This is a genomic window from Brevundimonas sp. NPDC058933, from assembly GCF_049315965.1.
Taxonomy (GTDB): domain Bacteria; phylum Pseudomonadota; class Alphaproteobacteria; order Caulobacterales; family Caulobacteraceae; genus Brevundimonas.
The window spans coordinates 26,012-50,474 of sequence record NZ_JBMOSL010000010.1 but is presented as its reverse complement, the minus strand read 5'-3'; the positions used below and the strand labels follow the sequence as shown (position 1 = coordinate 50,474).

Annotated in this window: 26 protein-coding genes and 1 pseudogene; 12 read left to right on the top strand and 15 right to left on the bottom strand. The window is 67.0% G+C overall.

The annotated features are described in order from the left end of the window. Positions 1–33: 33 nt before the first annotated feature. Entirely contained in the window at positions 34–2,457 is a 2,424-nt protein-coding gene (locus ACOZBP_RS14345; protein WP_422676993.1) for a DNA-directed RNA polymerase, read from the bottom strand. Between the two features lie 74 nt (positions 2,458–2,531). On the opposite strand from ACOZBP_RS14345, the pseudogene ACOZBP_RS14340 reads away from it, so the two are divergent. The 5 genes and pseudogenes from ACOZBP_RS14340 to ACOZBP_RS14320 all read left to right on the top strand — a co-directional run. After that, positions 2,532–2,948, top strand: a pseudogene (locus tag ACOZBP_RS14340) (DUF72 domain-containing protein); the annotation flags it as partial. A 77-nt stretch (positions 2,949–3,025) separates the two neighbouring features. Further along, on the top strand, positions 3,026–4,096 hold the full coding sequence (locus ACOZBP_RS14335; protein WP_422676992.1) for an NAD(P)-dependent alcohol dehydrogenase: 1,071 nt from the start codon (positions 3,026–3,028) through the stop codon (positions 4,094–4,096). 100 nt (positions 4,097–4,196) lie between these two features. Further along, positions 4,197–4,922 (top strand): acetoacetyl-CoA reductase, encoded by a 726-nt coding sequence (phbB, locus tag ACOZBP_RS14330; protein ID WP_422676991.1) that lies wholly within the window; start codon positions 4,197–4,199, stop codon positions 4,920–4,922. Between the two features lie 48 nt (positions 4,923–4,970). Next, a complete protein-coding gene (locus tag ACOZBP_RS14325; RefSeq protein WP_422676990.1) occupies positions 4,971–5,798 on the top strand; it encodes a DUF4908 domain-containing protein in 828 nt (275 codons plus the stop codon). Between the two features lie 60 nt (positions 5,799–5,858). After that, positions 5,859–6,110: a hypothetical protein gene (locus ACOZBP_RS14320; RefSeq protein ID WP_422676989.1), complete on the top strand. Its 252-nt coding sequence runs from the start codon at positions 5,859–5,861 to the stop codon at positions 6,108–6,110. 66 nt (positions 6,111–6,176) lie between these two features. Here the strand turns inward: ACOZBP_RS14320 and chrA are convergent, their stop codons facing one another. Beyond that, positions 6,177–7,376: a chromate efflux transporter gene (gene chrA, locus ACOZBP_RS14315; RefSeq protein ID WP_422676988.1), complete on the bottom strand. Its 1,200-nt coding sequence runs from the start codon at positions 7,374–7,376 to the stop codon at positions 6,177–6,179. 180 nt (positions 7,377–7,556) lie between these two features. On the opposite strand from chrA, the gene ACOZBP_RS14310 reads away from it, so the two are divergent. Beyond that, positions 7,557–7,871 carry a YdeI/OmpD-associated family protein gene (locus ACOZBP_RS14310; RefSeq protein WP_422676987.1) on the top strand — a complete coding sequence of 105 codons (315 nt, stop codon included), beginning with the start codon at positions 7,557–7,559 and terminating at the stop codon, positions 7,869–7,871. 12 nt (positions 7,872–7,883) lie between these two features. On the opposite strand, the gene gloB is transcribed toward ACOZBP_RS14310, so the two are convergent. Further along, complete coding sequence (gene gloB, locus ACOZBP_RS14305; protein WP_422676986.1) at positions 7,884–8,612, bottom strand: hydroxyacylglutathione hydrolase; 729 nt, start codon at positions 8,610–8,612, stop codon at positions 7,884–7,886. A 217-nt stretch (positions 8,613–8,829) separates the two neighbouring features. Here gloB and ACOZBP_RS14300 point away from each other — a divergent pair, with 217 nt between their 5' ends. The 5 genes from ACOZBP_RS14300 to ACOZBP_RS14280 all read left to right on the top strand — a co-directional run bounded on the left by ACOZBP_RS14300 (position 8,830) and on the right by ACOZBP_RS14280 (position 13,464). Then, on the top strand, positions 8,830–9,600 hold the full coding sequence (locus ACOZBP_RS14300) for a class I SAM-dependent methyltransferase (RefSeq protein WP_422676985.1): 771 nt from the start codon (positions 8,830–8,832) through the stop codon (positions 9,598–9,600). A gap of 9 nt (positions 9,601–9,609) precedes the next feature. Continuing rightward, positions 9,610–10,107 carry a SixA phosphatase family protein gene (locus ACOZBP_RS14295; RefSeq protein ID WP_422676984.1) on the top strand — a complete coding sequence of 166 codons (498 nt, stop codon included), beginning with the start codon at positions 9,610–9,612 and terminating at the stop codon, positions 10,105–10,107. Continuing rightward, positions 10,104–10,457, top strand: a complete 354-nt coding sequence (locus ACOZBP_RS14290; protein ID WP_422676983.1) for a DUF952 domain-containing protein — start codon at positions 10,104–10,106, stop codon at positions 10,455–10,457. The genes ACOZBP_RS14295 and ACOZBP_RS14290 overlap by 4 nt, the downstream gene beginning before the upstream one ends. Continuing rightward, positions 10,454–11,491, top strand: a complete 1,038-nt coding sequence (locus tag ACOZBP_RS14285; protein ID WP_422676982.1) for a quinone-dependent dihydroorotate dehydrogenase — start codon at positions 10,454–10,456, stop codon at positions 11,489–11,491. Before ACOZBP_RS14290 ends, ACOZBP_RS14285 begins: the two co-directional genes overlap by 4 nt. Positions 11,492–11,559: 68 nt before the next feature. Beyond that, positions 11,560–13,464, top strand: a complete 1,905-nt coding sequence (locus tag ACOZBP_RS14280; protein ID WP_422676981.1) for an ATP-binding protein — start codon at positions 11,560–11,562, stop codon at positions 13,462–13,464. Here the strand turns inward: ACOZBP_RS14280 and ACOZBP_RS14275 are convergent. Both ACOZBP_RS14275 and ACOZBP_RS14270 read right to left on the bottom strand, forming a co-directional pair. Further along, positions 13,407–13,868 (bottom strand): very short patch repair endonuclease, encoded by a 462-nt coding sequence (locus ACOZBP_RS14275; RefSeq protein WP_422676980.1) that lies wholly within the window; start codon positions 13,866–13,868, stop codon positions 13,407–13,409. The genes ACOZBP_RS14280 and ACOZBP_RS14275 overlap by 58 nt on opposite strands. Positions 13,869–13,891: 23 nt before the next feature. Continuing rightward, a complete protein-coding gene (locus ACOZBP_RS14270; RefSeq protein ID WP_422676979.1) occupies positions 13,892–14,380 on the bottom strand; it encodes a peroxiredoxin in 489 nt (162 codons plus the stop codon). A 148-nt stretch (positions 14,381–14,528) separates the two neighbouring features. Here ACOZBP_RS14270 and ACOZBP_RS14265 point away from each other — a divergent pair, with 148 nt between their 5' ends. After that, entirely contained in the window at positions 14,529–15,098 is a 570-nt protein-coding gene (locus tag ACOZBP_RS14265) for a YqgE/AlgH family protein (protein ID WP_422676978.1), read from the top strand. A gap of 174 nt (positions 15,099–15,272) precedes the next feature. Here ACOZBP_RS14265 and ACOZBP_RS14260 read toward each other — a convergent pair whose 3' ends face one another. The 10 genes from ACOZBP_RS14260 to ctaD all read right to left on the bottom strand — a co-directional run bounded on the left by ACOZBP_RS14260 (position 15,273) and on the right by ctaD (position 24,446). Further along, positions 15,273–16,940 carry a putative bifunctional diguanylate cyclase/phosphodiesterase gene (locus tag ACOZBP_RS14260; RefSeq protein WP_422676977.1) on the bottom strand — a complete coding sequence of 556 codons (1,668 nt, stop codon included), beginning with the start codon at positions 16,938–16,940 and terminating at the stop codon, positions 15,273–15,275. Further along, positions 16,937–17,560, bottom strand: a complete 624-nt coding sequence (locus tag ACOZBP_RS14255; protein WP_422676976.1) for a GNAT family N-acetyltransferase — start codon at positions 17,558–17,560, stop codon at positions 16,937–16,939. The genes ACOZBP_RS14260 and ACOZBP_RS14255 overlap by 4 nt, the downstream gene beginning before the upstream one ends. A gap of 42 nt (positions 17,561–17,602) precedes the next feature. Next, positions 17,603–18,817: a M16 family metallopeptidase gene (locus ACOZBP_RS14250; protein WP_422676975.1), complete on the bottom strand. Its 1,215-nt coding sequence runs from the start codon at positions 18,815–18,817 to the stop codon at positions 17,603–17,605. Between the two features lie 50 nt (positions 18,818–18,867). Continuing rightward, on the bottom strand, positions 18,868–19,590 hold the full coding sequence (locus ACOZBP_RS14245) for an SURF1 family protein (RefSeq protein ID WP_422676974.1): 723 nt from the start codon (positions 19,588–19,590) through the stop codon (positions 18,868–18,870). Beyond that, positions 19,587–19,904 carry a DUF983 domain-containing protein gene (locus ACOZBP_RS14240; protein ID WP_422676973.1) on the bottom strand — a complete coding sequence of 106 codons (318 nt, stop codon included), beginning with the start codon at positions 19,902–19,904 and terminating at the stop codon, positions 19,587–19,589. The genes ACOZBP_RS14245 and ACOZBP_RS14240 overlap by 4 nt, the downstream gene beginning before the upstream one ends. An 89-nt stretch (positions 19,905–19,993) precedes the next feature. Then, positions 19,994–20,872 (bottom strand): cytochrome c oxidase subunit 3, encoded by an 879-nt coding sequence (locus ACOZBP_RS14235; RefSeq protein WP_422676972.1) that lies wholly within the window; start codon positions 20,870–20,872, stop codon positions 19,994–19,996. A gap of 56 nt (positions 20,873–20,928) precedes the next feature. Next, positions 20,929–21,447 (bottom strand): cytochrome c oxidase assembly protein, encoded by a 519-nt coding sequence (locus tag ACOZBP_RS14230; protein ID WP_422677058.1) that lies wholly within the window; start codon positions 21,445–21,447, stop codon positions 20,929–20,931. 44 nt (positions 21,448–21,491) lie between these two features. After that, positions 21,492–21,746, bottom strand: a complete 255-nt coding sequence (locus ACOZBP_RS14225; RefSeq protein ID WP_422676971.1) for a hypothetical protein — start codon at positions 21,744–21,746, stop codon at positions 21,492–21,494. A gap of 5 nt (positions 21,747–21,751) precedes the next feature. Next, complete coding sequence (gene cyoE, locus ACOZBP_RS14220) at positions 21,752–22,729, bottom strand: heme o synthase (protein ID WP_422676969.1); 978 nt, start codon at positions 22,727–22,729, stop codon at positions 21,752–21,754. Between the two features lie 64 nt (positions 22,730–22,793). After that, positions 22,794–24,446, bottom strand: coding sequence for a cytochrome c oxidase subunit I (gene ctaD / locus ACOZBP_RS14215; protein ID WP_422676968.1), 1,653 nt, complete (start codon positions 24,444–24,446; stop codon positions 22,794–22,796). Positions 24,447–24,463: the final 17 nt, after the last annotated feature.

The following is a 24,463-nucleotide window of genomic DNA, read 5'->3' as shown; positions in this document are numbered from 1 at the left end:
GTGTGCGTGATTGTTCAATAGCGGGCTGTCGGCTCACGCGAACAGGTAGTCGGAGCGGCGGACGCTCTCGATGTCGAAGTCGCCCTGCGCCGGGAGCGGCGGGAGGGTGTCAGCGATCTCCTGCGGTAGCTGGGCCGCGAACTCTTCGCGGAAGACCTCAAGCCAGTTCGTCGAATACAGGTCGGCGAATGTGTGACGCAGGATGTCCCGAAGCTCGTAGGCGCGAGCGGCATGGACGCCGAAGCTGTCATGCACAACGGCCAGCGAGCGGATGCCGTGGTCGTGGCAACGGTTCGCCACCCCCATCAGGTGTGATGCATCCATGCTGTGGATCAGGTTCGGGCTGATCCCGTTGGCCTGTCTTTTTCCGTCGAGCTTGCGCTGCTCGATCTTCACGTCGAGGCGGATACGCTGCCCCTTGTAGTTGACCACGACACGGCCGGTCTTGCGGCTGGCGTAGGTCTGGAGAACCGGGAGGCCGGTGGGCGTGGTCCAGCGCAGCGGGAGGCCCGCCTTCGTCATGATCGACGCGACGGATCGCAACCATGCCATCGCCTCGGCAGCCGCAACGACAGTGCCTTGCACACCGTCCCAAATCTCGGACGCCATGTAGCGAGCGGCGACGTAGTTGTCCGCGTCGAGGTGGGGTGTCCCGCTGGCGTCGATCTCCGCGAGGGTTTGCAGGATTTGGTCGCAATACCCGTATTTCGTGGCCGAGTAGGTGAACGTCATCACCGGACGTTTGGTAATCTTGCGCGTGACCTTGCCTCCCTTCCACGGCGTGGCCTCGGGCGCGTAGCTGTCGTTGACCTTGGCCTGAACGGCGGCAGCGACATCGGCGTAGATGTCCTGCGGTCGGTCGCCCGGCATGAGGTTGACCGCCTTGGCCCCGATAGGATCACGGAGCATGGCGCTGAAATGCTGGAGGCCGGAGTTCGAGCCGTCGAGGCTGACTGGAAGGTGGCTGACGAACGACGGACCTTCGCGGACGTATCCCGCCCATTCCATGCAAGCCGCCAACGCCATGAAGGGGCTGTCGGCCGTCGCCCAGAACCGTTGGCCGTCGAGAGGATCGGCGGCGCTGTCGAGGATCAGATGCTCGTGGGCGATGACCCAATCGACCCGCTCGTTGAACGGAACCTTGTCGATGCCGAACAGACCGGCGAGGTGCACCGCCAGCCAGTGGGCGCCGCCGTCCGTGATCGGCTCGCCCTTGGCGAACGTCAGCAGGGCCTTGGCGACATCATCACCTTGCGGGTGCGGGCCGCCGGTGGCCAGCGGATAGACGCGGCCACGGAAGTCGAGGCTATGCGGGAAATAGATCGCCTCTTCGTCGGCGAACTTCGTCGCGACCCATAGGCGCTGCGACAGAGCCAGCCGCTTGCTGACGTTCTTGGCGTTCAGGTCATGGATGTCCGACGCCTCACGCTTCCAGCGCGACGCGGCGTCCTCATTGATCTCGTAGTCAGCCGGGCGCGGCGGGATCGGCTGCGGATTACGGGCGGGCAGATCGCCCAGCACCCCGCCCGAGTCCCAAATCTCGCGCATGACGGCGAGGACGGGCGCGTTGATCTTCCAAGCCGTCTCCTGAACCGCGTTCACGGCGTCGTAGACGGCGGGCATGTTCTGATCGCGAAGCTGCTCGTGATAGGCGGCGTTCGCCTGTTTCACGAGACGGTTGCCCGGCTGCTTGGTGACGTAGCCGCCCTTGAACGGGCTGCTCCACCGGCGCGGTGGGATCACCATGGGAAGGCAGATCGGCTCCAGCAATTCGCATCGAGCGTGTTGCTGCTCCAGCCAACGATGCACGGCCTCGGTTGGACGGACATACTTGGTGCGCTGGCCTTGGCTCTCGATGACGAACAGGCCGGTCGAGTCGCAGAAAAGCTCGATGGCTTTCACGCCGGTGCGGATACGCATGGCCAGCGGGAACTCTTGGTCCACGCCGTGTTCGACCATGACGTTCTGGATTTTGCGGCGCATCTTGGCGCTTCGGACGCCGTGCGCCTGAACGCGAACCACGCCCTTGAAGACATCGGCGCGGGCGCGGCGAAGGCGCTCCATCTGTCCATGTTCAAGGATTGCATCGGCGACGGCGATGGCCGTGGCCGTCAGCTTCTTGCCTTCGGCTGCGGCCGACAGGATCACGCGGCCGGTCAGGTAGGCGGCTTCCTCGGGGCCGACGCTCGATAGGATCAGCGCGGCTTCCGGGGTTCGGGCGCCGCCGCCGTGGTTCACGATGTCGCAGAAGGACCGGATCGCTTCGGCGGTCGGCTGGACCGCGAGGCGCAGCAGCGCGCGGCCGGGCGGCAGTTCGCCTTCCTCGTCAGCGCTTGAGGGTTCATGTCGCCACGGCAGCGGACGACGCGCACGGTAGCGGCTGGCGCCAAGGGCGCGGCTCTCATCTTCCAGCGCGATTTGACGCGCCAGCTTGTCTCGGAATGTTTCGGTTCGCACCGTCTATTTAGACAGGCGGGCGGGGCCTTAAGGCCGGAGAGAACCCTCAGACAGGGGCTTGTGCATTAGTCTCCCAAGGCATGGGAACCAAGAAGTTCGACGCCGAGGACTTTGAGGGCTTCCTGAAGCTGCTGCCCAAGGAGAAGGACGGGGTGCGGCTGCGTCACGCGCTGGAGGTCAGGAACCCGACCTTCGCCTGCGCCGAGTTCTACGACCTGGCGCGCAAGTATGGCGCGGCCATCGTCTATGCGGTCGATGACGAGGAGCCGACCTGGCCTCAGATCGACGAGGCCGCCGCCGACTTTACCTACGCCCGGCTGATGTCCAGCCGCGAGGACGAACAGACGGGCATGACCTCGGCCGAACTGGACGCCGTGGCGGCGCAGACCCGCCAATGGGCCGAGCGCGGCGACGTCTTCGCCTACTTCATTTCCGGGGCCAAGGTGCGGAACCCGGCGGCGGCCCAGGCGCTGATCGCAAAGCTGAAATAGCCGCCGGATCGTCTTGCGGCGCTGCGGAGGACGTCCCATCTGCGACGCGCCCTTCCTGCAAAGCTTGAGGATGTTCCATGCCGATCGCCGCACGCGCCTTCGCCGCCACCGCCGCTGACCAGCCGCTGAGCCCCTACAGCTTCGACCGGCGCGATCCCGGCCCGGACGATGTGGCCATCGAGATCAAATACTGCGGCGTCTGCCATTCCGACCTGCACATCGTGCAAAACGACCTGGGCGGGACCCGCTATCCCATCGTCCCGGGCCACGAGATCGCGGGCGTGGTCACGGCTGTCGGCGCCAATGTGAGCCGCTTCAAGGAAGGCGACCGGGTCGGCGTGGGCTGCATGGTCGACAGTTGCCGCACCTGCGTCTCCTGCCAGGCGGGCGAGGAGCAGTACTGCGTCCCCGGCATGACCCAGACCTATGGCTCGCCGGATCCCAAGGGCGCCGACGTCGGCCAGATCGTCACCCAGGGCGGCTATTCCGACCGGATCACGGTCGATCAGAACTATGTCCTGTCCATCCCCGACAGCCTGCCGCTGGACGCGGCCGCCCCCCTGCTGTGCGCCGGCATCACCACCTATAGCCCGCTGCGTCACTGGAAGGTGGGGCCGAGATCCAAGGTGGCGGTGGTCGGCCTCGGGGGTCTGGGCCACATGGCGGTCAAGCTGGCGGTCGCCATGGGGGCGGAAGTCTCCGTCCTGTCGACCTCCGACCGAAAGCGCGCCGACGCCGAGCGGATGGGCGCCAGCCACTTCCTGATCAACTCCGACAAGGATGCGATGAAGGCGGCGGCCGAGAAGTTCGACCTGATCATCAACACCGTCTCCGCCACCCACGAGATCGCCAGCCACCTGAATCTGCTGGCGCGTGACGGGACCATGGTCATGCTGGGCCTGACCACCGAGGGCCTGCCGGTCTTCGCCATGCCCCTGTTGTGGCGTCGCCGCAGCGTCGCCGGCAGCCTGATCGGCGGTATTCGCGAGACCCAGGAGATGCTCGACTTCTGCGCCGAGCACGGCATCGCCTGCGACATCGAGACCATCGCCCCGCATCAGATCAACGAGGCCTATGCGCGGATGGAGAAATCCGACGTCCGCTATCGCTTCGTCATCGACATGGCCCAGATTGGCGCCGCCGCGTAACCATGTCTTCTCTGGCAACGCTTGCCACGTTAAAGCGTAGTCTTGAGGGTGGGGCGTCGTCTGCGACGGCGCCTCAAATCAAGGGACAGGGAAACGCATCATGGCGAGAGTGGCTTTGGTTACGGGGGGAACCCGGGGCATCGGCAAGGCGATCGTCCAGCGATTGCGGGAAGACGGCATGTCCGTGGCCGCCGGCTATTCCGGCAATGATGAAGCGGCGGCCGCCACGGCCCGCGAACTCGGGGTCATGGTCATCAAGGGCAATGTCGGCTCGTTCGAGGACTGCGAGCGGGCGGTGCGGGAAGTCGAGGCCGAACTGGGTCCCATCGACACCCTGGTGAACAACGCCGGGATTACCCGCGACGGGTTCTTCCACAAGATGAGCGCCGATCAGTGGTCGGACGTGATCCGCGTCAACATGGACAGCGTCTTCAACATGACGCGCCAGGTGATCAACGGGATGCGCGACCGGGGCTTCGGCCGCATCGTCAACATCTCCTCGATCAACGGCCAGAAGGGCCAGATCGGCCAGGCCAACTATTCCGCCGCCAAGGCCGGCATGATCGGCTTCACCAAGGCCCTGGCGCTGGAAAACGCGCGCAAGGGCGTGACCGTCAACTGCATCGCGCCCGGCTATATCGACACTGAAATGGTGGGCGCCATGGACCAGAAGGTGCTGGACAGCATCATCGCCCAGATTCCGGTCGGAAGGCTCGGAAAAGGCGAGGAAATCGCCGACATGGTGTCCTGGCTGTCGGGTGAACGTGCCGGATATGTCACAGGCTGCACCCTGTCGCTGAACGGCGGCCAGTACCTGGTTGGCTAAATCCGCTTTGCCTAAAATCCGCCGTTCGGGCGTTCCACCACTTCAGTCATGATGGCAACGGTCGAGGTTGAGGCGGAGAATCCGCTGTCCTTCGCCGTCCCGGCGCCGCGCGCCCGGACGGTCGCAGGCGTGCGCCTCGATCTGACCGCCCTGATGCTGCTGACCGCCTGCCTTGCGGCGACGCCGGCCTCGGCGCAGCTGCGCTCCAACGCCCAGGTCGAGCAGAGCCGCGCCATCCGCGACCAGTCGGTGACGCGCACCCTGCCGCCCCCGGGCCGATATTCGTCCGAGGCGGGGCAGACCTTCATGCTGGATCGCGCAGGGTCCCTGACCCTGCTGCGCTTCGAGCGCTCGACCGAGACCTGGGCTCTGCGCCCCACATCGGCCCCGCGCGGCGACACCATCTATCGCAACGACGCCGGCGAGCAGGTGCTGCGCGTCACGCCCAGCGGCGGCATCACCGTCTACACCACCCGCAATCCCGGCGGCTCGCCTGTCTCCCTCACCGGCCCCGCCGTCAGCCTGGAGCCGACCAGCCTCGGCCCGGTGCAGATGTTCAACCTGATGACGCGCCGCAGCAGCCTGGTCAGCGAGGCCCTGGGGCGGCTGGTGCGTATCAATCTGGACGGCCAGGAATCCGAGGCCCTGTGCATCGAGGCCCTGATCGTCACCACCGACGCCGTGGTGCGCATCGCCCGTTCGCCCAGCGCCCGCCCCTTCCTGGACCGGCTGCGCAGCATCACCGTGATTGAAGGCTCGCGCGCCTCGGTCAGCTATTCCAACGGCGACCTGCGCGTCGTGGTCGACCCCAGGCGCGGCATCGGCGGCCGCCCCTCCTCCGCCCGCGTCATCCGCGCGGTGATCCCCCAGGACTGACAGGGTCGCATCCGGGTCTTCCCTGTTGACCTGGGCGCCGAACAGGCCCCTTGGACAGGGATGGCAAGCGAAACCGTCTACATCGTCCAGGCCTATGTTCAGGGCAAGGGCTCGGCCCTGCGGGCCGAACCCCAGGTCGGTTGCAAGGACAGCGAGGAAGCCCGTCGCAAGGCCGAGCGCCTGGCGCCCCTGAGACTGGGCGTCGTGGCCTTTTCCGTCTCGGCCGACACGGAGCTGGGCGACTACGACGAAGAGCCGACGATCATTTTCAAGTCCGGCCACCTGCCGCCGCCCTTCAACGACGCGGATTGATCCAGGGATCCCGCCTGAAGCGGGCCGGCGGGAGGAGCGCGTTCGACCCCTAGCGGCTGCGCAGGATCACCTAGGCAACGCCGCGCCAATGATCGCTCCGGTCACAAGCACGAGCGGCGCGCTGTATCGGCTTTTCCAGAAGTAGACGACGACGAGACCGACGAGGAAGAGCGAGGCTGTCAGAAGAAGGTTCGGGGTGTTCGCCACAGCCGCTTTCGCAAGCTCGAACGTCGTGACTGCGATGACGCCCACCACAGCGGCAGCGACCCCTGCTAGGAACGTTTGGAGCCGTTCGTTTTCTACAACGCGCTCAAGTCGCTCATAGAAGATCATCGAGAAGGCGAAGGCAGGGAGAAACATCCCCGCTGTGATGACTAATGCGCCAGTCAGGCCCCCGCTCATCCAGCCGACGAAAGTGGCGAAGATCACCAGAGGTGCGGGCAGCACGTTCGCCAGGCCTACCCCATCCAGAAACTGGGCATCTGTGGCCCAGCCACGATCCACGGTGTCTGCCCTCACGAATGGAATGGCGGTGTAGGCACCGCCGAACGTCAGCAGTCCTCCCTTTAGCCCCGCTAGAAAAAGGGCAAAGGTTGTCGCCGCCATTGCGGCGCTTGGCGGTGAAGCAAACTCCGCCGCGTCAGACTGTGTGATGAGCCCCAAGGCAATCGCCGCGAAGAGGGCGAGGGCGACAAGCCACCAACGCCCCGATCTCACGCCGGCGTAGGATAATCCCGCTGCCGGCAGGACGATCCAGAAACTCAGGCCCGCAACCGTGGCGACTGCCGTCGCCCCCATGATGATCCATAGCGAAAGCGACGTGAGGATGTGTTCGCCGATGCGATGCACGGCACGAGCAATGATCGCCAAGACGGTGGCCTGAACCCCCACGAACACCGCTGCAAGAGTTGGAGACCGCCCCGCCAGTTCCGAGTAGGCCCAAGCCGCCAGCAGCATCAGCACAAGACCGGGAAGCATGAACCCGAGTCCGGCCAGTAGCCCGCCGAGCCGCCCGCGAGCCCTGATGCCCATGTGAACGCAAAGTTCGTGCGCCTCTGGTCCGGGTAGCACCTGCATAACAGCCAGCAGACGATTGAACCGGCTGCTGTCGATCCACCGCTCCTCATCGACCAACTCGCGGCGGATCATGGCGATCTGCGCGACCGGTCCCCCGAACGCGAGAACACCAAACCGCAGAAAGCGCAGGAACAGTGCTGTCAGAGTTTGCCGGGGCGGGCACGCTTCGCTGGGTTCAGCATCAACCATTCGGGAACCTCGACCGAGACCGATGCCTCAACGTCCGATCATCACCATGTCCGCGACGCGCTCAAGCCCAATGTCCGCCTCCCCCATAAGCGAACTCGTATTCACGACAGCCAGTGGACATTCTGTCGCCCTGCGAACAAGCTCTGACGTTGCGGCGGGGCCGCATGTCCCGGAGGCTTCATGGCCAAGGATTTTCCGCATGGCGTCGTCCACAAGGCGGGCGGGGATCTTCAGGCGGCCTTGCGATCGGACGCCGAGGTCCTTGCCCTGTGGGAGGGACTGACGCCTCTGGGCCGCAACGAGTTCATCTGCTGGGTGGATGACGCCAAACAGCCGAAGACACGTCAGCGTCGCATTGAGCGGACCGCCGAAGAACTACGGGAGGGCAAGAAGCGTCCCTGCTGCTGGGTCGGCTGCATCCATCGCACGGACAAGGCGCCGAGCCCGTGGCAAAAGGCCGTCCTGATTGACCAGAAGGCGAAAGACCGGCCCTAGAAGGCCGCCGCCCTAGCCCTTGAAATCATCCTTGGCCGCACGCCTCGCGGCGAATCCGGCTGCGTCGGCGGCGCGCAGGAAGGGGTTGAAGCGGCGCTCCACGCCGACGCTGGTCGGCACGGTCGGCTCGCCGCGTTCACGGGCGGCGAAGATGGCCTGGGCGTGGGCCAGCATCTCGGGCCGCTCGTCAAGACTGAGAGCGAAGCGGGCGTTGGATGCGGTATATTCGTGGGCGTAGTAGAGCGTTGTCGTCTCGGGCCAGGCGGCGATGCGGTTGAGGCTGTCCCACATCTGTTCCGGGGAGCCTTCGAACAGGCGACCGCACCCCAGGGCGAAGATGACGTCGCCGACGAAGGCCAGATCATCTTCGACCGCGCGATAGACCACATGGCCAAGGGTGTGACCCGGAGACAGCACGACCTCGAATCGGGTCCCGCCCAACATCACCACGTCGCCATCGACCACCACGCGATCCAGCGGCGCGGCGCGGCGCACCTCTTCCGGGCCGACGATCTCGCAGCCGGTCTCCGCCTTCAGCCGCTCGTTGCCGCCGGTGTGGTCGGGGTGCCAGTGGGTGTTGAGGATCAGGTCCAGACGCCCCCAGCCGGAGGCCTCGATCTCGGCCAGGATGGCTTCGGCGTCCGGCGTATCCACGGCCGCGACCATTCCGGTCGCCTCGTCGCGGATCAGGAAGCCGTAGTTGTCGGACAGGCAGGCGAACTGGCGCACGGTCAAGGTCATGGAGGCATCCTAGCAGGCTGATCGGCGCGCGCCCATCAACACCCGCTCATCCCCGCAGAGGCGGGGACCCGGTAAGAACTTCAAGCGCCATCGTCAACTTGCCGCCCCTCTTGGTAAGGCGCGTGAGGCCGAAGCCCTGGGTCCCCGCCTCCGCGAGGATGAGCGGATGGGGGCGGGAAAGGCCGACATCCATCGTGTTTTCAGCCATAATGCCTCCATGCGGCGCAGCATCGATGATCTTCGCACCTTCTACGGCGAGCCGACCGGCGCGCTGGTGCGGCGCATGCTGGCGCGGCGGCTGGACGACGCCTGGGGCGAGGCCGAGGGCAGCGACGTGCTGGGGCTGGGCTACGCCACGCCCTGGCTGGACGGCTTCGTCGGGGCGCGACGGGTCATCGCAGCCATGCCCGGCGGCCAGGGGGCCGAGCAATGGGCAGCCGGCGGGCGCAATCGCACCCTGCTGGTCGATGAACGACGCCTGCCCTTCGCCGCCGGCGCCTTTGACCGCATCCTGCTGGTCCACGCCCTCGAGGAAGCCGATGATCCTCGCGCCCTGCTGACCGAGGCTGTGCGCGCCCTCGCCCCGGCGGGTCGGATCATCCTGGCCACCGCGGCGCGCGGCGGCATGTGGGCGCGGGCGGAAGCCACGCCTTTCGGCCACGGCCGTCCCTTCACACGCGGCCAGCTTGAACGACTGGTGCGCGAGGTGGGGCTGGAGCCGGCCGCCTGGTCCCAGGCCCTCTATGTCCCGCCCTGGCGTCCCCTGCTGCCCATGGCCGACGGGATCGAACAGGTGGGCCGGTGGCTGCTGCCGGGGGCGGCGGGCCTGATCATGCTGGAAGCGTCGCGTCAGTCCTATGCCCGTGTCCGTCCACAAGGCCTGGCCCAGACCGTGCTCGCGGGGCGGCCCGCGCTGACGCCCTCGCCCGCCTCGCGCGACCATGGGCCGCCCGCTCACGCTCTGGTCGGCGAAAGCAAACAGCCTTAAGGCGAGCCCATGCAGCGACTGATCATCATGCGCCACGCCCAGGCCGAGAAGAACGCGTCCGGCGGCGACATCGACCGCCCCCTGTCGAAACACGGGCGCGCCGACGCCCTGGCCATGGGACGAGCCCTCGCCGCGCGCGGACTCCGCCCGGATACAGCCCTGGTGTCCAGCGCCACGCGTACGCATCAGACCTGGGATGCGGTCAGCGAGGCCATGGGGGACGTCGACCTCAAACTGTCGCCGGCTCTCTACAACGCCTCCGCGGACACTCTGCGGCGGGCCGTCGAAGCCGCCGAGGACGAGGCGGGCTGCCTGCTGTTGGTGGCGCATAATCCGGGCGTGCATCAGCTGGCGGTCGAATACCTGATCGAAAGCGCCGCCTCGCCCAGCGTGCTGGACAAGATGAGCGGCGGCTTCCCGACCGGGGCGGCCGCAATCTTCACCGTCGATGTCGCAGGACGGCCCACCTATGAAGGCTGGCTGACGCCGCACGATCTCACCAAATGACCGACCTGCCGACCGTCGCCTTCAAGATCCTGAGCCGCGCCGACTGGCGTGCGACCCTGGCCGAGAGCGCCTATGAGGGCTCGCCTGTCGATCAGGCCGACGGCTATATTCACCTGTCCGCCGCCGACCAGTTGGCCGTGACCGCCGCCAAACACTATGCGGGTCAGAGCGACCTGGTGCTGGTCGAGGTCGATCTCGACGCCCTGGGCGAGACCCTGATCTGGGAGCCGTCGCGCGGCGGCGCCCTGTTTCCCCATATCTACGGCCGCCTGCCCGTGGCCGCGACGCGAGGCGTGCGCGCCCTGTCGGTGACGGACGCGGGCGACATGATCCTGAGCGAGTTTCCATGAGCCTGACCGATCTCGGCGCCGTCCTCCTGCGCCAGATGGACCCTGAGACGGCGCACCGTCTGGCTATTCGCGCCCTTCAGGTCACGCCCCTGCCCGCGCCGGGCGCCGAGGATCCGATCCTGAAGACCCGCATCGCCGGGCTGGAGATGTCCAATCCGGTCGGTCTGGCCGCCGGTCTGGACAAGAACGGCGAGGCGCTGGACGGCCTGTCGCGCCTCGGCTTCGGCGCGGTGGAATGCGGTTCGGTCACGCCGCGCGCCCAAGCCGGCAACCCCAGACCACGCCTGTTCCGTCTGTCTGACGACCGGGCCATCATCAACCGCATGGGCTTCAACAACGAGGGGCTGGAGCGCTTCGCCGCGCGTCTGACGCGCCGCCCGAAACGCACGCCCATCGGCGCCAACCTGGGGGCCAACAAGGATACCGAGGACAAGGCGGCGGACTATGTCGCCGGCCTGCGCCGTCTGGCCGGTCTGGCGGATTACTTCACCGTCAACATCTCCTCGCCCAATACCCCGGGTCTGCGCGCGCTGCAGGGTCGCGAGGCCCTGGACGACCTCCTGGGCCGGATCAACGAGGCGCGACCCGCCAACGGCGCTCCGGTCTTCCTGAAGATCGCGCCCGACCTGGTCGGCGACGAGATCGGCATGATCGTCGAGGCGTCTCTGGCGCATCACATCGACGCCCTGATCGTATCCAACACCACCCTGGAACGTCCCGCCTCGCTGAAGTCGGCCTTTGCGGGCGAAGCCGGCGGCTTGTCCGGCGCCCCCCTCAAGCCCTTCGCGCAGAAGGCGCTGGAAGCCGCAGCAGAGGCTGCCGCCGGACGCCTGCCGCTGATCGCCGTAGGGGGCATCGAGAGCGGCGCAGACGCCTGGGCGCGTATCCGGGCCGGCGCCTCGACCGTGCAGATCTATTCAGCCCTCATCTATGAGGGGCCCGGTCTGATCGGGCGGATCAAGCGCGATCTCGCCGCCCGCCTGCGCGCCGAAGGCTTCGCCTGCCTTTCAGATGCGGTCGGTTCCGGCCGTTGACGGAGCATTAGGGCAAGCTGCTGCATCATCTGTTCTGATAGGCGAAAATCGCCCGCTCGGAATGTCGCATGACGCAGATCGCCGCCGACGCCTCGACCATCTGGGCGCCCGCAATTCGACAACGCCGCAAGGCGATGCTGCAACGCATCGTCATGGGCGCAGCGACGGCTCTGGTGTTCAGCCCCATGCTGGGCTGGCGTTTCAGCGCCATCTGGCTGGTGCTCTACACCCTGATCCAGTTTCTGGAAGCCGAGGTCTTTGCGCCCCTTGTCCAGGGCAAGGTCGTCGAACCGACCGGCTGGCGCGGGGTCTATGGCGATCTGGTGCTGATGCTGAACGCCGGCTTCTTCGGCGTCATCGCCGTGCCCCTGTGGGTCATCGGCGGCGCCATGGGCGGGGTGGCGGCCTCGGTCCTGCTGTCGGCAGGCATGATCAACTCGGTCGTCATGTCGGCGGGATCAATGCGGATCTTCGCCTGCACCGTCCTGCCACAACTGGCGATCTTCGCCCTGACGCCGCTGTTCATGGCTCAGCTGGGCGCGCCGCCCCACATCGTCACAGCCGTCGCCGTGGCCATCCTGACCTACACCGCCTTCTGTCTGAGCACGCGTCGGCACCTGTTCCGCGCCAACCGGGCCGAAACCGAGGCTCGCATCGAAGCCGACCGCAAGCGGGCCGAGGCCGAGGCCGCGATGGCCAGCCGCGGCGCCTTCCTGGCCGCCGTCGCCCACGACCTGCGCACCCCGATCAGCGCCATATTGACCGGAGCCGACGAGCTGGAACGGGGCGGAAAGGCGGGATCGCCCCGCCAGCAGGTCGCCCTGATCACGGACGCCGGCCTGATGATGAAGGCCCTGCTGGACGACCTGCTGGATCACGCCCGGCTCGACGCCGGACGCATGAGCGTCGACAGCCGAGATTTCGACCTTCGCCTCCTGGTGTCCCAGACCGCCCGCCTCTGGCAGGCCCCCAGCCGCGCCAAGGGCCTGCGGTTGCGGATGGAGGGCGCACGATACCTGCCGCGCATGGTCCGCGGCGACGCCATGCGGCTGCGTCAGGTGCTGAACAACCTGATCTCCAACGCCATGAAGTTCACCGACGACGGCGCCATCACGCTGCGTCTGCAATCCTGGCCTGACGAGCACGGCGCCCACCTCTTGCTGATCGACATCGAGGATACAGGGCCGGGCATGACCACCGAGCAACTGGGTCGTCTCTTCACCGCCTTCGACCAGACCACGGACGGCGTAGCCGCCCGCTTCGGCGGCTCAGGCCTGGGCCTCAGCATCAGTCGCGACCTGATCGAGTTGATGGGCGGTCGGTTGACTGTGCGTAGCGCGCCGGGTCGAGGATCGACCTTCACCCTGTCGCTGAGCCTGCCACGCGGCGCGACGGCCGAAGCGCCGCCCGCCACCCTCGAGCCTGAAGCCCGCGCCACCATCACTCGGGCCCTGGCCCGGCCCTCGGACACGGTCCTGCCCACCGCGCCAGAGCGCGAGATCGAGGCAGAGACTGCTCCGACTTCCGCCGAAACATTCCCCCCTCAAGACGACGTCTCGGAATCGCCTCTCCGCGTGCTGGTGGTCGATGACCACGCCATCAACCGCCGCGCCATCCAGTTGATCCTCCAATCGGTAGACTGCGAAATCGCCATGGCCGAGGACGGGCTGGCGGCGCTGGAGGCCTGTGAACGGGCCCAGTTCGACGTGGTCTTCATGGATGTGCGGATGCCGGAACTGGACGGCCGCGAGACCACGCGCCGCCTGCGGGCCGGGGGCGGGCTGAACGCCGCCGTCCCGGTCATCGCCGTCACCGCCGACACTGCGCCCGAGGATATCGCCGCCTGCACCGCCGCCGGGATGAACTATTTCGTCTCCAAACCCCTGACGCCGGGATCGCTGCTGGGCGCCTTGTCTCAGGTGCTGACCGAGGCGGCGGAGGCCGCTGACGCGGCGGAGAGCGCAGCGGCCTGATCTCGAACCTGAGCCACCAGCGCTTCAGCAGAGCCCGGCTCGCGTAAGCGGCACTCCCAGACCGTCACCACCCGCCAACCCTCGGCGGTCAGTTCCGCCGCAACGCGCGCGTCTCGCGCCCGGTTGCGGTCGATCTTGGCGATCCAGTAGTCGGCGTTGGCCTTTGGCTTTCGCGCGCCGCGCGGGCAGTCGTGACCGTGCCAGAAACAGCCGTGGACGAAGAGGGCGACCCTACGCCCCTTCATCACCACGTCGGGCCGTCCAGGTAGGCCGCACCCGCCCAGACGGTAGCCGATCCCGGCGGCGCGCAGCATCCGCCGGACCTTCCATTCGGGCGCGGTGTCGCGCCCCTTCACCCGGCGCATGACCGCGCTGCGTTTCTCCGGGGTGAAGACGTCCGTCATGGATCAGACCATGACAGACCGGATCAGAGCTGGGCCAGCAGGTGCTCGGCCGAGGACACCTTGAACTCGCCGCCCTGTTCGATGTTCAGCTGATCGACGACGCCGTCCTTGACCAGCATGGAATAGCGCTGCGAGCGCTCGCCCATGCCGAAGCCCTTGGCGTCCAGGGCCAGGCCGACCGCGCGAGTGAAGTCGCCGTTGCCGTCGGCCAGCATGACCACGTCGTCCGTGCCGTTCAGGTCGTTGGCCTCGGCCCAGGCGCCCATGACGAATGCGTCGTTGACCGAAACACAGGCCACGGTGTCGACGCCCTTGGCCGTCAGGTCTGCGCGGTTGTCGACATAGCCCGGCAGGTGGCGGGCCGAGCAGGTCGGGGTGAAGGCGCCGGGGACGGCGAACAGGGCGACCGTCTTGCCGCCGAACAGTTCAGCGGTGGTGACCGGCTTGGGGCCGTCCGCGGTCATGGTGGTCAGGGTCGCGTCGGGGATACGGTCGCCGATCTGGATGGTCATGCAGGTCTCCGGGGCTGAAAGGCCCGGGAAATCCGGGCGGCGTTCGACTGTCAGATAGAGACGGGAAGAAGGATCGCCAAGCCGGCTTCGTTCCCTCAGTCTCGCTGGGCGTCTTGCGCAGGCGCTTGCCGCCCCCGATGATAGGGGTATGACCGCCTTCTCCTCCCTGACCGGGCGTCTTCTGGTAGCGATGCCGGGTATAGACGACGACCGTTTCCGCCACGCCGTCATCCTGATCTGCGCCCATGACGACGAGCATGCCATGGGCCTGCGGCTGGACCAGCCGGCGCCTGGCGTGTCCCTGTCCGAGGTGCTGATCAAGCTGGAGACCCCGAACGCGGAAACGCTTCGGGATCGCGCGGTCCTGATCGGCGGGCCGGTCGAGCGCGAACGCGGCTTTGTCCTTCACACCGACGACTGGTCCAGCGACGAGGCCACCATGGCCTTCGGCGACGGCCTCGCCATGACCGGGACCCGCGACGCCCTGAACGCCATGACCGACGTCGAGGAAGGACCGCGCCAATCGATCCTGCTGCTGGGCTATGCGGGCTGGGGCGAGGGTCAGTTGGAAGAGGAGTTGAGTGAAAACGTCTGGCTGACCGCCGACGCCGATCCCGACCTGATTTTCGACGACGAGTACCAGACCAAGTGGAGCCGCGCCCTTGCCGGCCTTGGCGTCGACGCCGCCCGCCTGTCGGCGCAAAGCGGGCGGGCCTGAAGCACTAGTCTCTCCGTCATCCTCCGACGAAGCGAAGCGGAGATCGGGGGACCCAGCGGCGCCGAAGGCGATCTTCACGGCCAAGGCAGCGCAGCGGTTTTCGCCCTCCGGGCGCCGCTGGGTCCCCCGGTCAGCGCCGCTGCGCGGCTTGCCGGAGGATGACGAAAGAAAAAGCTACGCCGAACGCGCCTTGATCGGGGCCGTGCCGTCGGCCAGGGACTCGTTCAGATAGACCTCGGCCTCCTGGGCCGGGAGGGCGGGGGCATAGCCGAAGCCCTGGCCATAGTGACAGCTGGCCTCCAGCAACAGGCCGGCAAGTTCGGCGTTCTCGACCCCCTCGGCCACGACTTCAAGCGACAGGTCACGACCCAGGTTGACGACGGATTTGACGATCTTGGCCGAGCCCTCGTCCTTGTTCATCGTCAGAACGAAGTAGCGGTCGATCTTCAGCGTGTCGAAGGGCAGGCGCGCCAGATAGGACAGGGACGAGAAGCCGGTGCCGAAGTCATCCAGCGCCAGGCTGGCCCCCGCCTCGCGCAGTCTCGTCAGCACCTCGGCGGCGTGCGCGGTGTCGCGCATGATGTCGCCCTCCGTGACCTCCAGCTTCAGCGCGCCGCGGGGCAGGCCCGTCTCCTGGATGATCCGGGCCACGTCCTCGACCAGATGATCGCGCTCGATCTCGCCCACCGACAGGTTGACGCTGCAGAACAGCGCCCCGGCGCCGGGATGACGATGCAGCCATTCCGCCAATTGGCGCGAGGCCTGGGTCATCATCAACAGGCCGAGCTCGTTCATCAGGCCCATTTCGTCCGCCAGCGTCAGGAACTCGTCCGGCGGCACAAGGCCACGCTGCGGATGGCGCCAGCGCACGAGGGCCTCGAAGCCTGCGACAGCGCCGGTCTTCAGATTGACGATGGGCTGATAGAAGGGTTCGATTTCACCGCGCACGAAGGCGTTGCGCAGGTCGGCCTCCAGCGCCAGTCGCGACAGACTGTCGGATTCGAGCGCCCGGCCGTAGGCCGCCGCGCCGCCGCGCCCGGCGGTCTTGGCTTGCTCCACCGCCAATTCGACCCGGCGCAGAAGCTCTGCCGGATCGGGTGCGTCCGGCCCGCCCTCGGCGGCGACCGCGCCGATCGAGACGGTCGGATAGATGTCGAAGCCGGCGACCCTCAGCGGCTGCTCCAGAGCCTCCCGCATTCGCTCGCTGGCGCCAGTGGCCCCACGGGGCGCCAGGACCGCGAACTCGTCCTCGCCTATGCGCGCGGGCGAGCATTCCTGTGAAAAGGCGGCCGCCAGACGCGAGCCCAGGGCCGACAGCACCAGGTCGGCGCGCTCGTGCCCGAGAGCCTCGTTCAGACGACGCAGCCGATCCACATCGGCCACGACCAGCTCATAGTCGCCCGGCTGGGCCAGGGTTTCGGCGACGCGAACGAGGAAGGTGCGGCGATCCAGCAGGCCGGTCAGGGTGTCCCGGTCCGCTCCGGCGAACTTGGTCTCCAGCGCGACGACGCCGGCCGCACGAAGCCCGTCCTCCAGCCATACGCCGCGCCACAGACAGGTCTCGCATCCACGCATGCGCAGGCGCACGGCGATCTCGGTCCCCTCGGCCTGGGGCTTGAGCAGGCGGTCGGCGAGGGCGCGGTCCTGGGGCATGGCGAGGGCCGCGAAGGCGGCGCCCGAACATTCCGGCGCCAGCGGCCCGAGGCCCAGCGACCGGGTCGCCCCGGTAAAGCGTATCTGGTCGTCGGCCGGCGTCCATATCCACAAGGCGGCGTCGGCGGCGGCCAGCGCCTCGATCGCCGTCGTCGGGTCCCAGGCCAGCGCTCTGGATCGTGTGCTCAAAGCGATTCCCGGGTGTAAGAACTGGACACGGCCGGGTCAGGGACGAACTCGTCCTGTGTGACGCCGAACAGCAGATGGTCTGCCCACGCGCCGTTAATTTTCAGATAAGCTTTCGCCAGTCCCTCGTGGCGAAAGCCCGCCTTTTCCAGAACGCGGCGCGAGGCCTGATTGGCCGGGACGCAGGCGGCCTCCACCCGGTGCAGTTTCAGCGCGCCGAAAGCAAAGCCCAGCATGGCCTGCGCCGAGGCTGTCCCCACGCCCTGCCCCGCATAGGGCAGGCCGATCCAGTAGCCCAGGGTGCCGGTCTCAGCCACGCCACGCCGGATATTGGACAGGGTGATGGCCCCCATCAGAGCTTCTTCTTCGGGGTCGAACACAAAAAGCGGCCAGGCCGTCCCAAGCTCCATTTCACGCGCATAGACGCCGAGACGCCGCCGGAACGCCGATCGGGTCAGGTCGTCCTCGGCCCAGGCCGGTTCCCATGGTTGCAGATAGTCACGCGACCCCCCGCGCAGTTCGGCCCATTGCGGGTAATCCGACGGGCGTGGCGGGCGCAGCAGGACCCCCCGCCCGCACAGGACCGGTCCAGTCGTCTCGGCCATCCAGTCAAACAGCGCCATGGCGGCAGACTACCTCAGCGCGCGCCCGACGCCAGCCACGACTTATCGACCCGTCAGACGCGCGGTAAAGGCGGCGCCCGCCGGCGCCGCCGCCCTGGGCCCCAGCACCGCCGTCGCCGACCGCCCGGCCTCGACCATCGCGGCCCCCACAGCGCGCAGGTCTTCGCTGGTCTGGGCCAGTATGCGGGCCGCGCTGTCCTCGGACGAGACCGGCCCGCCAAAGATCAGGGTCTGGGCGGCGTTGCGGCCCGCACGGCTGGCGGGACTTTCGTCGGCCATCCACAGGGTGGCGTTCAGCACGGCCTTGGCCCGCGACAGCTCGGCGTCGCTCGGCCCCTTCTCGGCCAGGTCCAGAAGCTCGGCGGCGCTGACCTCGGCCAGTTCGACCGCCCGGTCGGCGGCGGCCCCGGCGTAGATGCCCAAAAGGCCTGCGTCCTCATAGGCCTCCTGATAGGCGTCGATGGCGTAGGCCAGCCCCCGATCCTCTCGCGCGCTCTGGAACAGCCGTGACGCCATGCCGCCGCCCAGTATCTCGGTAAACAGCCGCAGGGCCGGCAGGCGCGGATCCAGCGCCCCCATGGTCGGCAACTGGAAGACCAGATTGGCCTGCTCGATCTTGCGGGTCAGTTTTGCTTCACCGCCGACGAAGACGGCGGGCGCCAGGGGGGCCAGCGGCGTCGCCGCCTCCTGCCCGAACCAGCGCTCGGCCAGGGCCAGAAGCTCGTTCTCATCGACAGCTCCGGACACCGCCACAACCATACGGTCGGGCGAATAGAGCCGGGCGCGCCAGTCGGCCACGGCGGCGCGATCGGCGGGCTCCAAGCTGGCGACGGTGCCGAGGATGGGCCGCCCCAACGACTGGCCGGCATAGGCCCGCGTCTGGGCCATCTCGAAGACATGGTCGTCGGGGGTGTCGAAGGCCTCGGCGATCTCCTGGGCCACGACGTCCTTTTCGCGCACGATCTCGGCGGGATCGAGCGTGGGGCGGAATACCAGGTCGGAGACGATCTGCATGGCCAGAGGCAGCGAACCATTCAGAGCGCGGATTTCGAAGCTGGTGCGCTCATAGCCCGTTGCGGCGTTGATCGAGCCGCCTTCGGCCTCGATACGCTCGACGATGTCGCGCGCGCCCATTTCGCCAGCGCCCTTGAACACCAGGTGTTCGAGCAGGTGCGACCAGCCGGAGCGGGACTCATCCTCCATCCGCGCGCCGCCGCGCACGGCGACCGTCAGGGCGAAGGTCCGCAGACCGGGCATGGGATCGCAGACGACGCGGACGCCGTTGGCGAGGGTGTGCAGGCGAGCGGTCAGAATTCTGTGTCCTTGCGGGTCATGCGGCGGCGCAGCAGCGCTCCGTAGAAGACGATCAGGGCGGCGGCGAGACCGAACCAGGTCAGGGCGTAGCCGAGGTGGTTGTTGGAGAATGCGGCGGGCGGGGCCGAAGGCTTCAGCGCTTGCAAGTCGGGATTGCTTGATGTCGTGGCGAAGACGGTGAAGGGCGAGACCGGCCCCTCGATCTTCAATACGCGCGCCATGGCATCGGCGTCGCGACCATAGAAGCGGCCCTCGGCAGGGGGCGGGGTCAGGGCGCTGGGCGCCGGGGCGCGACGCAGGACGCCGGTGATGACTACGGGCATGGTGTCGGCGGCGTTGACCGGCGGCCGGGCGGACGCCTCGGCGGCGACAAAGCCGCGATCGACCAGCAGGGTCGGAGCGCCATCGACCGCGCACGCTGAAATCAGGCGCACGCCCGCATCGCTGTTCTCGATCGACTGCAGCTCGACAAAGGGCGCAGCCGCCAGACCACGGCAGGTCAGGATCACGCGGCGGAACTCGGGGTTCTCAACCCTCAGCGCCTCGACGAGCGGCAGTGGCGGCTTGTCGGCCGCGGCCTCGGCGCCCGCAATCAGGCCCTCCTTCCACTGCATCCGCTGCACCTGCCAGACGCCCAGCATCAGCAGGACGCCCAGCATGACAAGGGCCAGCACGGTCAGCACGAGGGGAAAACGGGGGCGGACGGCGGCAGTCATTTCAGGTCTCGAGTTCTCAGCATCTGCAGGGCGATCATCAGCCCCTTGCCGGGTCGCATCAGGCCCAGGGCCAGGGCGGCGACCAAGGGCAGCCAGAGGATCAGGTGCAGCCAGATCGGCGGACGCCAGGCGATCTCGACCGCCAGGGCCGAGAAGCCGACGACGAAACCGGCGATCTGCATGATGAAGGTGGCGGCGCCGTCGCCGGTCTCGACCGAGGCCAGCTCATGGCCGCAAGCGTCACAGGCGGGATGGACCTTCAGGAAGCCCTCAAACAGTCGCCCTTCGCCACAGCGAGGACAAAGCCCCCGCATGCCGGCGAGAATGGCCTGCCCGCCAAGCAAATCGGCGCGGGACTGTTCGTCCCGCGCCGTTTGAAGTGCAGAGGCTGGTTCGCCCGTCTTCACCCGAAGGTGACGTAGACGAAGGCGAACAGGAACAGCCAGACCACGTCCACGAAATGCCAGTACCAGGCAGCGGCCTCGAAGCCGAAATGCTTCTGGGGCGTCATCTGGCCGATCTGCAGGCGCAGCAGGCAGACGGCCAGGAAGATGGTGCCGATCAGGACGTGGAAGCCGTGGAAGCCCGTCGTCAGGAAGAAGACCGAGCCATAGAGCTTCGAGTGGGTGGCGGCTTCGTTGAAGAAGTAGCCCTCGTGCAGGATGTGGTGATATTCGTAGGCCTGAACGCCCGTGAAGATGACGCCCAACAGGACGGTGATCAGCAGACCCAGCTTGGCGGCCTTGCGGTCGCCGACCTGCAAGGCGTGGTGCGCCCAGGTGACGGTCGTGCCCGACAGCAGCAGGATGACGGTGTTCAGCAGCGGCAGGCCCCAGGGGTCCAGCAGCTCGACGCCCTTGGGCGGCCAGGTCGTCCACGAGGCGGCTGTGTCGGCCCAGTTGCCGACTTCCGGCGTCAGGGCGCGCGACTCGGTGAAGAGCGCCATGTCGAAGAACATCCAGAAGAAGGCGACGAAGAACATCACTTCCGAGGCGATGAACAGCACCATGCCGTAGCGCAGACCGATCGAAACAACCGGGGTGTGATCCCCCTTCTTCGATTCCTTGATGACGTCCGACCACCAGCCGAACATGGCGTAGAGCACCCCGGCAAGACCGGCGAAGAAGACGATCTTCGACCCTTCCGGCAGGCCGAAGAGGCCCTTCATCCAGATGACCGCGCCCACGAACATGACCACGCAGGCCATGGACGAGATCAGCGGCCAGGGGCTCGGGTCCACCAGGTGATAGTCGTGATGCGGTTTTGCGTGCGCGTCGGCCATGGCCAGGGTCTCTGAATTACGGCGAGAGATCGTTCTTACAGGGGCTATAGCGCCCGCTATCCGGCTTTGCCAGTAGCGGTTTCACCAGAAGCCGCCTGCTGGAACCCCTTGGTGGGGAAGAAGGTGTAGCTGAGCGTGATTTCGCGCACGCCTTTGGACTCGGCGTCGGTCGCCATCTCGGGGGCGACAAAGTACTGGACCGGGAATTCCTTGGTCTCTCCCGGCGCGATCGCCTGCCCCTCGAAGCAGAAGCATTGCAGCTTCTGGAAATAGGGTCCGGCGCGCTCCGGCACGACATTGTAGGCGGCCGTGGCGTGAATCGGTTGATCCGAGGTGTTGGTCACCTTGAAATAGGCCATGCCGGTTTCGCCGATGCGAACCCGCTGGCTGACCTGCTCGGCCTTGAAGTCCATCGGCAGGTTGCGGACGTTGGTGTCGAACCGGATCAGGACGCTCTGGTCCAGGATCTGGGTCGGGGCCGCCTCGGCCTTCTTCACCGTGCCGTCGAAGCCCGTCACCTGACAGAAGAGCTGATACAGCGGCACGGCGGCGAAGGCCGCGCCGGTCATGCCCATAACCACGGCGGCGCAGATGAAGGCGACGAGATTCTTGCGGTCCTTCACTGCGCCGGCTCCGAGACCGGCGCCTCCGGTGCGGCCACAGGCGCAGGCAGGGCCGGATCAGCGCGTTCGACCGTGGCCAGAGCCGCCGCCTCGGCCGCCTTGCGGGCCTCGGTGTTGCGCTGAAGGTTCACGACGGTGACGATGAAGACCAGGACGATGAAGCCGATCAGGCCCAGGGCGATGGCGACGTTGCGGCGCTTGCGCGCCCGCACTTGTTCGTCGGTCAGTTTGATGAAATTCGGACGGTTCACGCGGGTCAGGCTCCCAGGCCCGGCAGCTGCTCGACCAGCAAGGCCGAGAACAGCGCCATCAGATACAGGATGGAGAAGGCGAACAGGTTGCGGGCCGGTTTGGCCTCGGCCCGAACGTCATACAATGCGGCCTCTCGCCCCACCGCCTCGGCCTTGTCGGGCTGATCGCCCGCACGCGAGCGCCAAAGGCGGATCGCCAGGGCCAGGAAGAAGAGGCCGCCCGCCACCGACACCGCCAGATAGACGACGCCGCCGAGGCCGAGGAAGGCCGGGGCGATGGCCACCGGCACGAAGATCAGGGTGTAGATCAGGATCTGCAGCCGGGTCGACCTGGCGCCGCGCGCCACCGGCATCATCGGGATGCCGGCCTTGGCGTAGTCGCCGGCCGAATAGAGGGCCAGGGCCCAGGAGTGCGGCGGGGTCCACAGGAAGATGATGAGGAACAGCAGCCAGGCCTGCCAGGGCGCCTGGCCCGTCACCGCCGCCCAGCCGATGACCGGCGGCAAGGCGCCGGCGGCGCCGCCGATGACGATGTTCTGGGGCGTCCGGCGTTTGAGCAGCAGGGTGTAGAAGCCGGCGTAATAGACGATGGTCAGGGCCAGCAGCCCCCCGGCCAGCCAGTTGGTCGTCATGCCCAGCAGCATGACCGAGAAGATCGACAGGATGACGCCAAAGGCCATGGCGTCATTCTTGCGAACGCGGCCCGCCGCGACCGGACGACCGCGCGTGCGCCGCATCAGGGCGTCGGTCTCGCCTTCCAGCGCCATATTGAGCGCGCCCGCAGCACCGGCCCCCACGGCGATGCACAGGACGGCGATGGCGGCCAGCAGAGGGTTGGAATGGCCCGGCGCGACCACAAGGCCGGTCACGGCGGTGAAGACCACTAGCGACATGACGCGCGGCTTCAGCAACTGGAAGAAGTCTTCCGGCTGGGCCGTCGAAACGAGCGGGGTCTCGCGTGGGGGGTGGTCGGTCATGGTCATTAAAAGCCAAAGGCCGCCCTTCCGGTGACGAAAGGGCGGCCTCTCAAGGGTTATCCGGTTCGGATCAGTGGTTGTCCGCCTTGACCACCGGCAGTTCGTTGAACTGGTGGTGCGGCGGGGGCGACGAGAGAGTCCACTCCAGCGTGGTGGCGCCTTCGCCCCACGGATTGGCCTCGCCCTTGCGGCGACGGACCGCGGCTTCAACCAGCATGACCAGGAAGACGGCGACGCCGACGATGGTGATCAGATAGCCGACCGACGAGACCTGGTTCCAGAGCGTGAAGGCTTCCGGGTAGTCGATGTAACGACGCGGCATGCCCTGCAGACCCAGGAAGTGCTGCGGGAAGAAGACCAGGTTCACGCCGACGAACATGATCCAGAAGTGGGCCGCGCCGAGGAACTCGTTGTACTTCACGCCGAACATCTTCTCGAACCAGTAGTAGAAGCCCGCGAAGATCGAGAAGATCGCGCCCAGCGACAGCACATAGTGGAAGTGGGCCACGACGTAATAGGTGTCGTGCAGGCTGTAGTCGATGCCGGCGTTTGACAGGACCACGCCGGTCACACCGCCGAGAGTGAACAGGAAGATGAAGCCCATCGCCCACAGCATGGGGGTCTTGAAGGTGATGGAGCCGCCCCACATGGTGGCGATCCAGCTGAAGATCTTCACCCCGGTCGGCACGGCGATGATCATCGTCGCGGCCACGAAATAGGCGCGCAGGTTGATGCTCATGCCCACGGTGTACATGTGGTGCGCCCACACGATGAAGCCGATGAAACCGATGGCGACCATGGCGTAGGCCATGGCGAGGTAGCCGAAGATCGGCTTCTTCGAGAAGGTCGAGACGATGTGCGAGATGATGCCGAAGCCCGGCAGGATCATGATGTAGACTTCGGGGTGACCGAAGAACCAGAACAGGTGCTGGTACATCACCGGGTCGCCGCCGCCGGCCGGATCGAAGAAGGAGGTGCCGAAGTTGCGGTCCGTCAGCAGCATGGTGATGGCGCCCGCCAGAACCGGCAGCGACAGCAGCAGCAGGAAGGCCGTGATCAGCACGCCCCAGGCGAACAGCGGCATGCGGTGCAGGGTCATGCCCGGCGCGCGCATGTTGAAGATGGTGGTGATGAAGTTGATCGCGCCCAGGATCGACGAGGCGCCGGCGACGTGCAGCGAGAAGATCGCTAGGTCGAACGACGGCCCCGTGTGGCCCATGGTGGAGAGGGGCGGATAGGCCGTCCAGCCGCCGCCGAAGCCCTTGCCCGGTCCGCCGTCGACGAACATCGAGATGCACAGCAGGATGAAGGCCGCGACCAGCAGCCAGAACGAGATGTTGTTCATCCGCGGGAAGGCCATGTCCGGCGCGCCGATCATGATCGGCGTGAAGTAGTTGGCGAAGCCGCCCATGGTCGCCGGCATGACGACGAAGAAGACCATGATCAGGGCGTGGGCCGTGACCGTGACGTTGTAGCCGTGCTTGGAGGCCTCGACGAGACCCAGCTGCTGGATGATCGTGCCTTCCTTGAACAGCTGGATGCCCGGCTCAGCCAGTTCCCAGCGGATCAGGCCCGAAAGGGCGCCGCCGATGATGCCGGTAAAGATGGCGAACACCAGGTACAGAATCCCGATGTCCTTGTGGTTGGTCGACAGGAACCAGCGGGTAAAGAACCCCGGCTTGTGGTCGTGATGATCGTCGTGCGTTGCGGCAGCGGTGGCCATGATCGTTGGGCTCTCGC